Origin of the sequence: Paenibacillus foliorum (assembly GCF_013141765.1) — a bacterium.
GTDB lineage: Bacteria > Bacillota > Bacilli > Paenibacillales > NBRC-103111 > Paenibacillus_S > Paenibacillus_S foliorum.
Map to the genome: position 1 here is coordinate 31,108 of NZ_WHOD01000016.1, position 15,601 is coordinate 46,708.

At 42.2% G+C, this 15,601-nt stretch carries 11 protein-coding genes; 9 read left to right on the top strand and 2 right to left on the bottom strand.

Annotated features, from left to right (window positions below):
* Nucleotides 1–474: 474 nt before the first annotated feature.
* From GC093_RS04665 to GC093_RS04705, 9 genes are all read left to right on the top strand, one after another.
* Nucleotides 475–2,184 carry a cache domain-containing sensor histidine kinase gene (locus GC093_RS04665; RefSeq protein ID WP_216624501.1) on the top strand — a complete coding sequence of 570 codons (1,710 nt, stop codon included), beginning with the start codon at nucleotides 475–477 and terminating at the stop codon, nucleotides 2,182–2,184.
* Nucleotides 2,185–2,199: 15 nt separating this feature from the next.
* Complete coding sequence (locus tag GC093_RS04670; RefSeq protein ID WP_171650708.1) at nucleotides 2,200–3,693, top strand: response regulator; 1,494 nt, start codon at nucleotides 2,200–2,202, stop codon at nucleotides 3,691–3,693.
* A gap of 102 nt (nucleotides 3,694–3,795) precedes the next feature.
* Nucleotides 3,796–5,736 carry an ABC transporter substrate-binding protein gene (locus tag GC093_RS04675; RefSeq protein ID WP_216624502.1) on the top strand — a complete coding sequence of 647 codons (1,941 nt, stop codon included), beginning with the start codon at nucleotides 3,796–3,798 and terminating at the stop codon, nucleotides 5,734–5,736.
* 242 nt (nucleotides 5,737–5,978) lie between these two features.
* Nucleotides 5,979–6,977 (top strand): ABC transporter permease, encoded by a 999-nt coding sequence (locus GC093_RS04680; RefSeq protein ID WP_171650710.1) that lies wholly within the window; start codon nucleotides 5,979–5,981, stop codon nucleotides 6,975–6,977.
* Nucleotides 6,978–6,999: 22 nt separating this feature from the next.
* Nucleotides 7,000–7,842 carry an ABC transporter permease gene (locus GC093_RS04685; protein WP_171650711.1) on the top strand — a complete coding sequence of 281 codons (843 nt, stop codon included), beginning with the start codon at nucleotides 7,000–7,002 and terminating at the stop codon, nucleotides 7,840–7,842.
* Nucleotides 7,826–8,782 carry an ABC transporter ATP-binding protein gene (locus GC093_RS04690; RefSeq protein ID WP_171650712.1) on the top strand — a complete coding sequence of 319 codons (957 nt, stop codon included), beginning with the start codon at nucleotides 7,826–7,828 and terminating at the stop codon, nucleotides 8,780–8,782. Before GC093_RS04685 ends, GC093_RS04690 begins: the two co-directional genes overlap by 17 nt.
* Before the next feature lie 26 nt (nucleotides 8,783–8,808).
* Complete coding sequence (locus GC093_RS04695) at nucleotides 8,809–9,846, top strand: ABC transporter ATP-binding protein (protein ID WP_171650713.1); 1,038 nt, start codon at nucleotides 8,809–8,811, stop codon at nucleotides 9,844–9,846.
* Between the two features lie 29 nt (nucleotides 9,847–9,875).
* The gene (locus tag GC093_RS04700; RefSeq protein ID WP_171650714.1) at nucleotides 9,876–10,955 is read left to right on the top strand and encodes a glycoside hydrolase family 172 protein; all 1,080 of its coding nucleotides are present in this window, start codon (nucleotides 9,876–9,878) and stop codon (nucleotides 10,953–10,955) included.
* A gap of 51 nt (nucleotides 10,956–11,006) precedes the next feature.
* Nucleotides 11,007–12,125, top strand: coding sequence for a glycoside hydrolase family 172 protein (locus GC093_RS04705; protein ID WP_171650715.1), 1,119 nt, complete (start codon nucleotides 11,007–11,009; stop codon nucleotides 12,123–12,125).
* 654 nt (nucleotides 12,126–12,779) lie between these two features.
* Here the strand turns inward: GC093_RS04705 and GC093_RS36815 are convergent.
* Nucleotides 12,780–13,103: an IS110 family transposase gene (locus GC093_RS36815; protein ID WP_171650716.1), complete on the bottom strand. Its 324-nt coding sequence runs from the start codon at nucleotides 13,101–13,103 to the stop codon at nucleotides 12,780–12,782.
* A gap of 892 nt (nucleotides 13,104–13,995) precedes the next feature.
* On the bottom strand, nucleotides 13,996–15,087 hold the full coding sequence (locus tag GC093_RS04715; protein ID WP_171650770.1) for a low temperature requirement protein A: 1,092 nt from the start codon (nucleotides 15,085–15,087) through the stop codon (nucleotides 13,996–13,998).
* Nucleotides 15,088–15,601 lie beyond the last annotated feature (514 nt).

A 15,601-nucleotide genomic window follows, 5' to 3' on the forward strand; every position in this document is an offset into this window, starting at 1 on the left:
TGGGAGTGCCCTAGTGGGCGGCATTCGTAATGGCGAACTCCTGTAAGGCCCATGGGAAATGTTCCAGTACACGAATAACGCCCTTCCGACTTCTACAGGGAAGCGAAGGGGCTGAAAAGTTTGCTTTCTCGTCTCATTATTTGGAGCTTTGTTAACCTTTTGGAACCGCCGTATGCGGACCCGCATGTACGGTGGTGTGAGAGGTCGGGGGCGAGCCGCCCCCTCCTACTCGATTATATTTTACTCTGGTTGAATTGTGAGACGTCTACTTTCCAAGAATTAGGTTATTATTCGGCAGCCTGTTCCGAATGGGCAGGATAGTTGATGGACTTCGCGAATAAGTAAAATATAACCAGTATTCTAAAAAGCAGATCAGCGCTTATAGAGCTTTTAGGCATGTCGTGAAAGAACTTTATTTGCTATAGGAGGTTGTCATATGGCTGGATATCCTGGGTATGAACAAAAAATAACCATATGGATATGATGAGTTTCTTCAAAATGCACACGCTCAAATCGAAGATTATTTTAATGTTTATATTAATCGCAAGTATTGTGTTGGTGCTTCAGGTAGGGGTTTTTAAGAATTGGATTAGCACTATTTTTATGGAACAATCCGATGCATATTTTCGTGAAACGGTGCATCAGATAGGTAAACGTGTGGATCTTCAAGTAGAAAAATCCGAAAATATGGTGCAGACAATTACCGGTAACCAAGTACTGAAAAATTATTTGAAGGACCTCAAATATGATTCCCTTAACTACAATGTTGCAAAATATTTGATTACCCGAGAAGTATTAAGGCTCACGAATCTTGAAATGATCGACAATATATATATATACCCTGTCAAGCATGAGCCCATTAGTTGCTATTATTCAGGGCCAACCTTAGAAATGGATTTAGATATGCATAATCTTCCGGATTCGACAAGTCCAAATGACAAAGTCGAAAGAATGGCTTTGAAAACAAATCCGTTTCAGCTTACCATCTTGCTGTCCATTCATGATGAGGAAGATAGATTGGGTTTGTTAAGAATCGATCTTAATGAAACATTTTTAAGCAATATTCTGGATGAGGTAAAGTTGGGAAAAGAAGGGGAGGTTTATATTGTTGGTAATAATACCGTTATTTTCGCGAAAGATCGTGACTTGATTGCAAAGCCGGCATCGGTGATAAACCAGGCTGACGGTTCAACTGTAAAGCATTCATTATATAACAAAAATTGGGAACTGATAGGCATAGTTCCCAATACAGAGATTGTGAACCACATTAATCGGTTTAACCAAATTTTTTTTCTAATGGTTATTTTGATTCTACTGGCAATTTTGGTTTTTGCATTAGCTACCGCCCGGCTAATTTTTCGACCGTTAAAGATGATCATGAAAGGAATGGAGAGCATTCAGCAAGGAAATTTGAATATTATTTTGGTAAACAACAAGAATGATGAATTTGGCACTATTATACATAGCTTTAATTATATGGCGGATAGAGTGAAATCTTTAATTGAAACGATTTACCACCAGCAAGTTAATTATCGGAAAGCAGAGATCTTAAGTTTACAAGCCAAACTGAATCCCCACTTCTTATACAATACATTGGACATGATATATTGGATGCTCATCTTAAAAGACGAGGAAGAGATAGGGGATTCTGTTGTAGCTCTCTCGAGTATTTTGCGATATTCGATTTCACATAATAATGAGTTTGTAACGGTAAGGGAAGATATGGATCAATTGGAAAACTATTTAAAAATTCAAAAAATGCGGTTCCAAGAGAAGTTTCAATACACATTCGAACTACAAGAAAATGTAAGGGAGCTAAGAATTCCAAAACTGATTATACAGCCTCTGGTAGAAAATTCCTTTAAGTATGCGTTTCAAGATTTGAAGCGAAGCGGGTCCATTGTTATCCGCAGTTATGTGGAAAACGATCAGTTGTTTTTTGAAGTGGCTGACGATGGGATAGGGATGTCCGAAGACAAAATCCGGTCTGTCTTTAGTTCATTAGAATACCAAAATAAAAAAAATGGAATAGGCATTCAATTGATACATCAAAGAATGAAGTATATTTATGGGGAAGGATATGGCATAGCTACTATTGAAAGCGCTCTCGAAGAGGGTACGAAGGTGAAAGTGAAACTTCGGAAAAAAGCTGAGATCAACGCGGAAGAGCTATTAAGCGAATAAAGGGGGATTCTTTCTATGCTTAAAATCTTAATCGTGGATGATGAAAGAACAGTTTTAATGGGCTTGAATAAGATTTTGTCTAAACATTGTCCTGATTATGAAATCGTAAATATGGTGCAAAGTCCGAACGAAGCGCTGCGAATATTGACGGAAAAAGCGGTTGATGTTGTGATTACCGATGTCAAGATGCCTGATATGGATGGAATTGAACTGACAAAAAGAATCCGTGCCCAGTATCCCGATACAACCGTCGTTGTACTAAGCGGCCATTCTGATTTTGAATTCGTCAGACAAACATTGAAAAATGGTGCGCACGATTATTTATTGAAGCCCTGCCACTACCAGACTGTAGTAGATATTCTTCGTAGTCTTGAGGAAAATGTGAAGCATAAAGAGAAAAAAACGCTTGAGTCTAACAACAAAAAGATTTTAGAGGCTGTGATATCGGGAAAGCGGGAATTGCCTAAAGAATGGGCTGTCTATGCTCACTTGCAGATGTTGGTTATTAAAATTCAAGACTATAGGGATCCGTTGCTTGAAGAACATCTCAAGAAAGAATTTGTAATTGGGAATGAGTTTAATGAATTTCTGGAAATGGTAGCTTTTGATGATATTATCGTTGTGCTACTTCAAAATACAATTGACTTATCAACTTTAAAACAAAGGATATTTCCTAATCTTAGTAAAAAGGGATTTCGTCTATTTATGGCAATTCATCGATTTATGAATGGCTCCAAATGCTTACAGGAAGCTTACAGCACCAGTGTGCAAATGATTGAGTTTTTAGAATTTAACGAGCTTTCCATCTTGATGGATATGGAAATGTATCGAGACTTCATCGAACAGCAAAAGAAGTATGCATTAAATAATTACTTTTCCAACCAGATACTGTTGAAGCATATGATGAACGGTAATCTAGAGATGGCACAGCAATATCTCTCAACAAACCTGAATCAATTGTACCTTTTGGATGTATATGTTGATCCTGTCCGTATAAAGAAGGAAGCGATGAGAGAATTGATTTCACTGGAACAACACTTAAAGGATCATGGTATCGATTTCAAACAGCATTTTGGACAGCAAGATGATTATTTGCGTGAATTGAAGGAGCTGAAAACCTATAGGCTTTTATTAAATTGGTTCAAAAAATTAGTAATGGCGATCATTATGAACACGGAAGACGGAAATTATATGCCCAATTATATTAATGAGGCTATCAAATATATAAACGCACATTATATGGAGGATATTTCTTTAAAAACAATCTCAGACGAAGTGTACGTAAATCCTTGGTATTTCAGTACGCAGCTGAAAAAACATACCGGCTTATCCTTTAGCGAATATGTAAATCAAGCAAGAGTACGAAAAGCGAAAGAGTTTTTAAAACAAAAGGACTTGAAAGTATATCAAGTAGCGGAAATGGTCGGATTTCAGGATGCGGCCTATTTTAGCACTGTGTTCAAAAGCATTGAGGAGATCACTCCAAAGGAGTACCAAAAGATGATTTAAAAAACAACTTCCAATATTTTTAAAAGAAATCAAATATTCACAAAATTTAAAAAACTATTGAGATGTTATAATGCATTCAACCCAGTACGAGGAGGTATGATAATGAGAAAAAGGCAAATGAAAATTCACTTAAGTTTGTTTTTGGCAGCAATTTTGTTACTGACAGCTTGTACGGATGCGGTACCGCAAAAACCAACTGCTACAGATAAAAATGAGCCAAGCGGTACCGTAAAGATGACCGATGTCGGAACGCCTAGAAACGAAACATTAATTGTGGATATCCTTAACGGCCGCCAAGCCGATCCGCAATCGATGAACCCGTACATGCCAGGCTCAGTCCACACATCTGCTGGCTTGCACCAATTGATGCAGTCTCATTTGTGGGAGATCGATACGGTAAAAGGCGAACAAGTCCCCAATTTGGCGGCAACGATGCCGGAACCATTGGACAATACGAATACCAAATTTAAATTTAAGGTCCAGGAGGGCTTAGCTTGGTCGGACGGCGTGGAATTCACGGCCAAGGACATCGAATTTACTTCAGATTTGGTTCTGAAAACAAAAGAATTCGGGTTTAACGGATTTTACGCAAGCCTGGTGAAAACGTTGAAAGCGGTTGATAATTACACCATTGAAGTGGAAACCGTCAAGCCGGAAACGAGATTGGCTCAAAAATTGGGTGTTGTTATTTACGGTAACTCTTTTAAGATTCTTCCAAAGCATATTTGGGAAAAAGAAGATCCGACCAAATTTAAATTTTCAAACCCGATAGGCGTCGGTCCGTACAAGTTGAAGGATCGCGATCCGCAAGGATATTGGTTTCTGTATGAGAAGCGGGAGGACTGGAAGAAAAGCGATGTCGGCAAGCTTGCAGGAGAGCCGATACCGAAGTACATTCTGTTCAAGTCCTATGGTCCGGAAGAAAAGCGCATAATTGCGGCAATCCAACATGATATGGACGTGCTGCAGGACATTACCCCCGAGAGCTGGGATATCTTAAGAAAGAAAAACGAATTTGTAAGAGCATGGTATAAAAACTTCCCTTACGCGACAATGGATGATCCTTGCCAGAGAGGAATGTCCTTCAACACATCGAAGGCGCCTTATAACAATCCAGACGTCCGTTGGGCATTAGCGCTGGCTACCGATATCAAGAATGTATCCATGGCTACCTTCGGCGGGATGTTGAGGGTTTCGCCGATTCAGGTACCTCCAATTGCGGTACTGCAAACGAATTACCACAAACCGATGGTGGACTGGTTGAAAAATTTCGAAATCAGTGGCGGCTATAAACCGTTCGAAGAAAGTTATGGCAAAGACATGGTCGAGATGCTGAAGCAGCAAGGAATCAAGGATTTGCCGTCAAACAATCAGTTGGTCGATACGTTTGGGGTCGGCTGGTGGAAATACGATACGAATAAAGCGAGCGAATTGCTGACGAAGAACGGATTTACGAAGAAAGGAGATAAGTGGCATAAGCCGGACGGTTCTCCGTGGCAATTGACCATTAACGCTCCTGCTAACTTTGAAATCCAGTCCATGAGGCTCGCCTTCGCCGTTGCGGATACTTGGAGAAAATTCGGCATCGATGTCAACGTTCAACAAATGGATTCAGCTACTTTCGGGACTAGTGAATCAACCGGCGCTTTTGAAGTAGGATCGTATTGGCCTTCTTGCGGATTGTTGCCGGATACGACAGTTCAAATGCAAAGTTGGCATAAACAGTATGTCGTCGAAAACGGCAAACAATCTCCTGGAAATCGAAACCGTTGGGCGAACGACCGTGTAAGCCAACTGTTGGACGATTTGCAGGGAATGAAAAGCAGCGACCCTGCTGTAATTAAAAACATTACTGAAATCAACAAAGAATTTGTAAAGGAGCTGCCGTTTATCCCGATGTTCGGGACATCGAAATTCGTTCCTGTCGATACGTATTATTGGGAAGGATTCCAAACCTCGGAAAACGCTTACGAGGGGCCATGGTGGTGGTGGTCGCAGTTTAAGTATTACTTGCCTCACCTGAAGCCTACAGGAAAAAAATAGATTGATTGTCTGATGAGGCTCGGATACTGGGTTGAACAAACCCGGTATCCGATTCTTAGATATCAGAAAAGAGGGCTTCGATCAGAAGCTTTTCTTAAGAGTAAAGAAAGTTTAACTTCATTAAAGCGCTAAAGCGCGTATCGAACTTTCTGCTCGCAAGAATAGCTACCTTTAATACACGAATGTATCTTCGTCGAAAGGGCTTCGATCAGAAGCTTTTCTTATAAAGGGGAGCGTATCCTATGGGATTTTACAAGTTTTTGTTAACCAGAATAGTGACTTTTCTATTGGTTGTGTTAATCGGTATCACTACAGTGTTCTTCGTGCCGAGATTTATGCCGTCGGATCCGGTGGAAGCGATGATCGGACAAATGATGTCCAAATCGGCTTTTATGGAGCCTGAAGCGGTTGTAACGCTGCGCAAATCGTTAAATGAATCGTTCGGGCTGGAAGGGACTTTATGGGAGCAATATGTAGGATTTTTTAAGAGGGTCATTTTCACACAAGATTTTGGTCCATCGCTTGCAATGTACCCTACACCGGTTAACCAACTGATCGCGAGCTCTTTGCCTTGGACACTTGGGCTATTGCTTACTTCAACCGTGATTGCCTGGCTGATCGGCAACGTGGTCGGTCTTTTGGCAGGATTTCGAAAAGAAAAAGTATATTCAAAAATGCTGGAAGGGGTATCGATGGTTCTATACCCGATTCCTTATTACATCCTGGCTTTGGTGTTGATTATGCTGTTTGCTTATATATTCCCTATATTTCCTCTATCCACGACGGTTAAGGGGGAAGGATTTACATGGGAGCATATTCGAAGCTTAATTTACAACTCGCTGTTGCCGGCATTTTCTATGATTTTAATCGGAACGGGCTGGTGGGTCATTAGCATGAAAACGCTGTCAGCAGGCATTGCTGAAGAGGATTACGTTCATTTTGCCCGTTTGAAAGGGTTGAAGGAAAGAAAAATTATGACCAACTATGTGCTGCCTAATGCGGCATTACCTCAGCTCACCATGCTGGCCTTACAAATTGGTACTATTTTCAACGGTGCCTTGATTACGGAAATTTTATTCGGATATCCCGGTATAGGGATGCTGCTCTACGGGGGCATTTTGCAGGCGGATTACAATTTGATCATGGGGACCATTACCGTTTCCATCCTTTCGGTAGCAGCGGCGACATTTTTTATAGATTTATTGTATCCGTTTATAGACCCCCGAGTGCGTTACAAGTAGGAAGGAAAGAGGGAGGATCGGCATGGCGTATTGGAACACGCGGCTAAAGCTGGGAGTACTCATTTTGGGCATATTCCTGATCCTGGGGTTTATTGTCCCGCTTTTTGATTCTGGCAACCCTGTAGAATGGGGGAAATATCCTAAAAACTTGAAGCCGGGTGCAGCGCATTGGCTTGGCACAACGAGCCTTGGGCAGGATACGTTTTGGCTAATAGCAAAATCGATTCAAAATTCATTTATTATCGGGATTATCGTCGCCTTTTTCGCAACGCTGATCGGTGTGTTGGTTGGGCTTTGGGCAGGATTGAAAGGCGGGTTTCTCGATAGAATCATTACCTTGATGACGGATTCCTTTATCGTTATTCCCTCCTTGCCGATTTTGATTTTACTCGGCAGCTTATCCAAAGGCAAAGCGTCTTTAATGTACATTGCGCTCGTGCTCATTATATTTAACTGGCCCTGGCCGGCTAGGCAAATCCGCGCGATGGCTTTATCACTGAGAGAACGTGAATTTATCGATACCGCGCGCTTTTCCGGGGAAGGCACGTTTAAAATTATAACGAAAGAAATATTCCCCTTTGTAGCTGGTTGGTCTCTTGCCAACTTTATTAATACCGTACTGGTTGCCATTACTGCGGAGTCGGGACTAGCAATCATAGGGATGTCGAGTAATGAGAGCGCGACCTTAGGAACAATGATTTACTGGGCAAACCAACATCAGGCCATGCTGGCCGGACACTGGTGGTGGATCGGTGCGCCAGTCGTCGCGAAAATGTTCATTTTTATCGCCCTGTTCTTGACTATGTCAGGATACCAAGAGTACTCCGCGTTAAGGAGGGGGAAGAAGCTTGCTGCAGCTAACTAATGTAAGCGCACAGTACAAGACGTTGACGGGAACCGTGAAAGCGGTGGAACGCGTTGATTTTACCGTTGAAAAGAACGAAATTTTCGGGATAGCCGGGGAGTCGGGCTGCGGAAAGTCCACCTTACTGAAGGTCATGTACGATCTGATCAGCTATCCGCTCGAAATTTCTGGAGGCTCCGTGCAGATTCAAACCAAAGATAAAAACGGCTCTCCGGTAACTTTGCCCAATGGGAAAATCCACCAGAGCTGGTGGAAAGTAATTTCTTACGTCCCGCAGGGCGCCATGCATGTAATGAATCCGGTGACAAGAATCAGAAACCAATTTTTTGACGCCATCAGCAAATATCATGATAAAACAGACAAGAAAGCATTGGAACAGGAAATTATCCGGTATTTAAAAGAACTGGAGTTGCCCCCTGAAGTGCTGAAGGCTTATCCGCACCAGCTGAGCGGAGGCATGAGACAGCGGGTCCTCATAGCGCTCGCCACGTTCCTGAATCCGGAAATTGTATTGGCGGACGAACCGACAACCGCTCTGGATGTTGTTGTGCAAAGAGGCATATTGACGATGCTGTCCAAGGTGCAGAAAAAGATGAAAAACTCGATGGTCATCGTGTCGCATGATATGGGAGTTCATTATCAAATTACGAACCGGTTGGGCATCATGTATGCGGGACAGATGATCGAAATCGGCCCGACCGAGCAATTATTCAGCAACCCGAAGCATCCTTACACTAAGATGCTCATTAATGCCCTGCCTAAGGTAGGGGATAACAGCCAAAAGGAGGGAATTCCGGGCACGCCGCCCAGTTTGAGGAATCCTCCCGCCGGCTGCCGGTTTGCCGCAAGATGTCCGCTTGTTGAAGAACGTTGCCGGACGTATGAACCGGTTCCCATATCTGTGGGCCCCAGACATGTTGCCAGCTGCCATTTGCTCTAGTAAGCCAACCGGAAAGGAAGTAAAGTATGGCGCATCCTATACTCGAAATTAATAACGTTTCGCGGAATTTTAAAATAGGCGGTATGCTGCTTGGAACCAAAATTAAAGCGATCGATGATGTCAGTCTTACCTTGCCGGGTGATAAGCCTCAGATCATGAGCATCGTGGGGGAGTCCGGCTGTGGCAAAACGACGTTGGCGAAAATGATCCTGCGCTTGCTGGAACCATCGTCGGGCGACATTATGATTGATGGCATTCCATTATCTTATTACAGTAAGCGGAAAAACAGGAAAGAGTTTTTTAAAAAAGTACAACCGATCTTTCAAAATCCATTCACTTCTTTCAGCATGAGGAAGACGGTAGACACCTATTTGTTGGAAACGGCGTTAAACCTGGATGTGGCCCAAACGAGAAAGGAAGCAAGAGCTGTAGTGGCCGATGTCTTGAAGTCGGTCGGTCTTGAGATCGATCAAGTGCTGGGCAAATACCCCAATCAGTTCTCCGGCGGTGAATTACAGCGGATATCCATTGCGCGTGCCCTTATCTCAAGACCTCGATTAATAGTAGCAGATGAACCGGTAGCTATGATCGATGCATCTCTTAGAATGAACATAGTTAATTTATTTAAAAAGCTAAAGGATGAATATAATGTTAATTTTATTTATATTACTCATGATCTGTCTACCGCTTACTATGTAAGCGACTACATTGCGACTATGTATCGAGGCAATTTAATTGAGTTTGGAATCGCCAAAAATATATTGACCCAGCCTGCACATCCATATACAGAGCTGCTGCTGGACTCGATTCCTAAAGTGGGAGAAAAGTGGGAACAGGAAATGTCTCTTCCCGACTTGGAAACGAAGGAGTATGGCTTAAAGGGGTGCAAATTTGCAGCACGTTGCCCTTATGTTAAAGAAGTATGCCGTAGCGCCATTCCTGAGATGGTCCCAATCCATCAAGATCACTCGGTTCTATGTTTGAAACACAATAATTATAAAACGGGCATTCCTAATTCACTCGACAGGAGCGGCTTTGATTCGAATAATCAATTAAGTGTTTAGAAGATTTTACAAAAGAAGGGATGAAGAATATGTCAGGATTTGACGGGTTAGGAATGGGTCTAGGAAACTTATCAAGATTATCCAAAGCGAAAACACGTTCCATCAGTGCTGAAAACTTTACTGGAGAAAAAGGAAAAGGCGGAATGGCCACAGAAGGAACAGGCGCCACATGCGCAGTCGATTTGGGGCAGGGGTGGAAAATTTCCCCATCCGTAGTCATCTCAGGGAAATCCGTCTTTACAATGGCGGAAATTACAGGGCCTGGAGTAATCCAACATATATGGTTGACCTGCAACCCGAAGGTTTGGCGGCACTTTATTTTCAATATTTATTGGGATAATGAGGTCGAGCCTTCGGTAAGAGTACCGGTCGGGGACTTTTTCTGTAATGGTTGGTGCGAACGAAGCAACGTCAATTCGATGCCGATAGCGGTCAATCCGGCTGGAGGCTTTAACAGCTACTGGGAGATGCCTTTCCGTAAATCCGCCAAAATTACGATGGAAAATATATCGGATGAGGATGCCGTACTTTATTATCAAATTGATTATGCTTTAACTGATGTCATGGAGGATGTGGCCTATTTCCATGCGCAGTACCGCCGCAGTAGCCCACTCGCCTACAAGGAAGTACATACCATCTTAGAAGGTGTAAAAGGACAAGGACATTATGTGGGTACTTATTTGGCCTGGCAGGTGAACAACAACAAATGGTTCGGAGAAGGGGAAATTAAGTTTTATATGGATGGGGATAAAGAGTTTCCAACGATATGCGGTACAGGAACGGAAGATTATTTTGGAGGGGCATGGAACTGGGATCAGAACGGACAATATGTCACGTATTCCTCTGCATTCTTAGGTATGCACCAAGTCATTAAACCGGATGGCTTATATCAGGCGAATCAAAGGTTTGGGATGTACCGTTGGCATATCATGGATCCGATTCGCTTCGAAGATGATTTGCGCGTAACAATTCAAGCATTGGGCTGGCGCTCAGGGAGAAGATATCTTCCGTTAAAAGACGATATCGCTTCTGTTGCGTATTGGTATCAGTCGGAGCCGCATCAATCCCATCCGGAATTGCCATGCAAGGATGATTTGGAAGTTATTTAAGTAACCGCTAACTGATTAAAAACCGATCTTAACCATAAAGGAGACTAAAAAATGAACTCACTCCATACCATCTTTCAGATCAAAGAAAACCTGAAAACAAAGCGGATTTCCAGCTATGATAAAACCGGCAAAAATCGTGACTGCATTCGCATCCAAGGAGGGGAAACTTCAGAAATCGCCGTCATAGAAGGCGCGGGAATCATTAGGCATATTTGGATAACGCTTAAAACAGCGGACCCGTTCATCCGCAGAAACGCCATTATTCGGATGTATTGGGACGGGGAGACGCATCCAAGCGTAGAAGCTCCTCTTGGGGATTTCTTTGGCCAAGGATGGGGTGAGGAATATAATTTCATCTCTCTTCCATTGGCTGCAGCACCTATGAAGGGTAGGGCGTTAAACTCCTACTTCCCGATGCCTTTTGGCGATGGAGCTAAAATCACAATTGAAAATCAGTCTGATTCGGAGATAGAGAGCATTTATTTCTACGTAGACTACGAAGTTCACCCTACTATTTCCAAGTCTGACGGCCGTTTCCACGCCTGGTGGAACAGGGAACTGACGGAAGTACACCCAGAGGAGGGAGAAACAGAGTGGGGTATTGTGGCTGCGCAGGGAGAGAACAAGACGGATGCACATAATTACCTTTTTGCCGACATTGAAGGAAAAGGACATTTTATCGGCATTAACTATTTTGTCGATAGCCCCGGCCCAATGTGGTATGGCGAAGGGGACGACATGTGGATGGTGGACGGTGAACCGTGGCCAGGATCTTTACATGGCACGGGGACCGAGGATTTCTTCAATAGTTCGTGGTGTCCCAACGAAATTTATCTTCATCCGTATTTCGGCTACGCGCGTATTCCCAACAAATTGGGTTGGATGGGCCGCACACATTGCTATCGATTCTTTCTTGAGGATCCGATTTATTTCGATAAATCGCTTCGCGCCAGCATCGAGCATGGCCATGATAATGCACTAACTCTTGATTTAAGTACGGTGGCATATTGGTATCAAACGGAGCCGCATAAAATTTATCCGCCTCTGCCGGGTAGGGGGCTGCGACAGAACATGCCGGAGGTCACAGTTCGGGATGTTCATATGTGGCGCCATGAATGGAGAGAGGCGATGGGCGGGGGCAAGACGCTTTGGGGAAATGAGCGTAAATAGTAATAGAAAACAAACAAGCTTTCAATGTTATTCCACCAAAATTCATTTTTGGATCCCTAGGAACGAATATACCAACACAGCTGAAACATCTTGTTTATGTCTTTTAATCGTAACACTTAGAGTTCAGGGTATAAATAAGCTAATAAAAAATTCACAGCATGTCCCATTTCAAATAGATACGCGCTTCTTCTCTCGATATTTGATAGAGGAGCGAGGAAAAGAGCCATTCAAAAACTGAGACGATTAAAGCAGATATCGAAAATATTCTTATGAAGCGGGATACGCTTAGTATTAGCGTTTCTTAGCATTAAAAGCAGGGTGAAAGAACCTTTTTACCTATGTTCAAATAACATAATCTTCAAACACAATAGACCCCTTAGCTGATGCTAAGAGGTCTATTTTATTGGAGTGGCAGCTTCCTTCTTTCATTATCTGTGGTGCTGCGCTTGCGCTATGTGGCGCATGCTAAACAACCCTCAATTATATAAATGGATGGTTGTTTATGTAGAGGTGTAATAGGCAAAACGAGAATAGTTTCCTTTCGTCTAAGCAGGGGAAATATCCAATGAAGCATCGCTTGTTAATTCGAGATCCTTGACTCGACCAGCCTCAAATGTTTTTACATGTAGGGAGTGAAACAGTATAGCAATCACGTCAAGCCCCAAGGGGGTATTTTAAAAAAAAGTTTAATTGCTCACCGGCAGTTAACATGCCTTTTGGGGTAGCAAACTCCTTGAGAAGTAGCAAAGAAACCTTAGAATACAGATCACCGAAGATCCCTCTGTAATCCGGAAAGACTTGATCTAGCACAGCTTGGAACTGCAGTTTTACCTGCACATACATTTGAGTAAGTGAGTCGTACTGACGTGTTAGATGCCGAAGGTTCAGCAACTCAATTCCTCTTTGATTATGATCTTCAAACTCCTCCTTGTAGTACAGTTCACATAATTGATAGGCATCCACGGCATCGGTTTTCACCTTGCGTAGAGTGACTTCTTGGCTTGGTGAGAGATGAGGGGATTTACAACTAAAAATAAAATACGTTGCTCCTCGAGGAACTGAATGACAGCCTGATGGTAATGACCTGTTGATTTTTCGGTCTTATTCTGAACATCTACAATGATGTTTAGAAGCTGCTAAGGTCCTTCCCTATTATGCAGAAAACGAAATGTTATACCGTATGACTGGCCCTTATCTAAGAAAATCTGGCCATCACTTTTTCCCTTTGAAATATCCAGACCGATGACTGGATTCATAAACACTCTCCCTTTCTAGAGTTTATTGCCGGTACCCCTAATTACAACTCATAGTTCCACAACATCACTTGTTATACGAGATCTTTTCGTCTCAACCAGCTTAAACATGGTTTCTACAAGTAGGGGGCGATCAGTTTTAGCGACGGGTTATCGAAGTCTTTTCCCCGGGTTATTTTATCCACTTTCGGACAGTTACCTGGACGATATTAAAGCCAAGTTTGAACGCCAACTGTCCGAAAGCAATCTGGAGAAAGTTGAATTACAGATATATGAAGAGATTGAATATCTGTCGAGACCTGAGGATGTACTGATCAAGAAATGTTTTGGTCAGAAGGAAACATTGAAGAAAAATGTCTGGCAGGAATGCCAGAAAGATGTTGCAACAGAGGGTTTACGAATGCGTATGATATAGAAAAGAAGGATTCTGATCAATAATCCTGTTGCGATGGACTGGATCCAGATCGAGCAGGACTTGCGCAGCGGTAACCAAATTGCCCGTTCGGTCGCTGCATGAAAAAGCTGCAGTCTACTCTCTGTGCGTAGACATAGAGAGTAGACTGCAGCTTTTTTTGTCGCGATTCGAGCCGTATATTTCGGTAGAGGAGAGGTTAGCTTTACGTCGTTGTTATTTTGGCATAGATTATAAAGAATAGGGCCAGTTCACCCACAAGGACTAGGTCAGGGACAGTCACAATCAAACTGAACGCGAATAGACTTGCTAACAGACCACTAAGTAAGAAGAAATGATACGTTTTTAATTTGTGTTGTTCATATCTGTATTGATGAAACGTAATTGTCGTAGCAATGAAATAAAGGAATGAGGAACCATAAATAAAGGTTAAGCCAAAGAAATAACTGATATCATGGAGGAATATCAGTTTTATGGAAGCAGCAATCATGCTTAGCGACATGAGAATAAAGAGATGACCATAGATAATGGCATGTCCAACGGTTTTTACTGATTTGTTCACCTTTTTCTCCATATTATCAAAATACTGCCACCACATGGACATAATTAGAATGAAGGAAGTGACAGAGAATAATATGGAATTCCAGTCCCCTTGCTGCGGTTGTAATACCGAAAGGGTGCTGACAATCAATTCTCCAAAAAGAATGAGTGTCAGTGACGCAAAGCGCTCTAACAAATGAGCCGTGTTGGTCGGCATCTTGATTAAATACTTACGCCCAAATACAGGCATTAGAATATCCACGAAAATACCGATGTATAACACAATGTAACGAAGCCATGAATCGAAAAAGATGGAACATGCAGATAGGAGTATACCAATCCAGAATCGGGTTCCCAAATAGTGAGCTACTGACCTTCTATCTCCCGTTTCCCTCTTTCGGACGACTAGATATTGTATGGCTGTTAAAGATCTCAAACCGATATATCCGATTAGAAATGCATAATAATATGGATCAAAATTAGCTGATAAGCTAGACGTCATGATTAGGACGAACACCATTTGAACAATCATATAAATACGTTGATTTAATATGTCTTGTCCGAAACGATTAATAAACATCGTTTGTCCTACCCAGGACCACCAAACTGGAATGAACATTAACACATATTTAAATAAATACTCGAATGGAATGTGTCCAGCCTCCACCTGAAGCAGAACATATGTGGTTGTCGCAACAGCTGCAACAAATATTAAATCGTAAAATAACTCTAACCATGTCACTTTCTTCTCTGCCATATTCAACAAAGCTTCACTCCCTACACTCACTTATAATATGATAAAGACGAAGAAATGGAAAGGGGAATCATGAGGTGAAAACCACTGGATTAATTTGTGAAAGTTTAAGGACAGGTTCTTATTTATCGCTCAAGAGTTATCGAAATACGATGAGTCGGTACAATTTCAATAGATTGAAATAAAGGACTTGCATTTTTTTAAAGAGGACTTAGAGGTAGGTGGTGATCCTTTTCCTGTAGTTCATTTCAAAACCGCTATTCAAGACGAAAAAAATGGTGAGACACACTGTTACAACACCCATTCGTATCACAAGATATATTAAACTTGATGTTTACCCCTTACGCAGAAGTAGATTGGGCGCCTAATCAAAGTTATGGATATGAATGGTTTTTAAATGAAAAATCTCGTTATATTGTTGGAGGCTATTCAATTGATTGATGAGAAGATGTTCTTGATCATGTGAAACTCATGGCTCTATAGTCAATATTTCAAAGAAGAGCATCCTTTGCGGGAT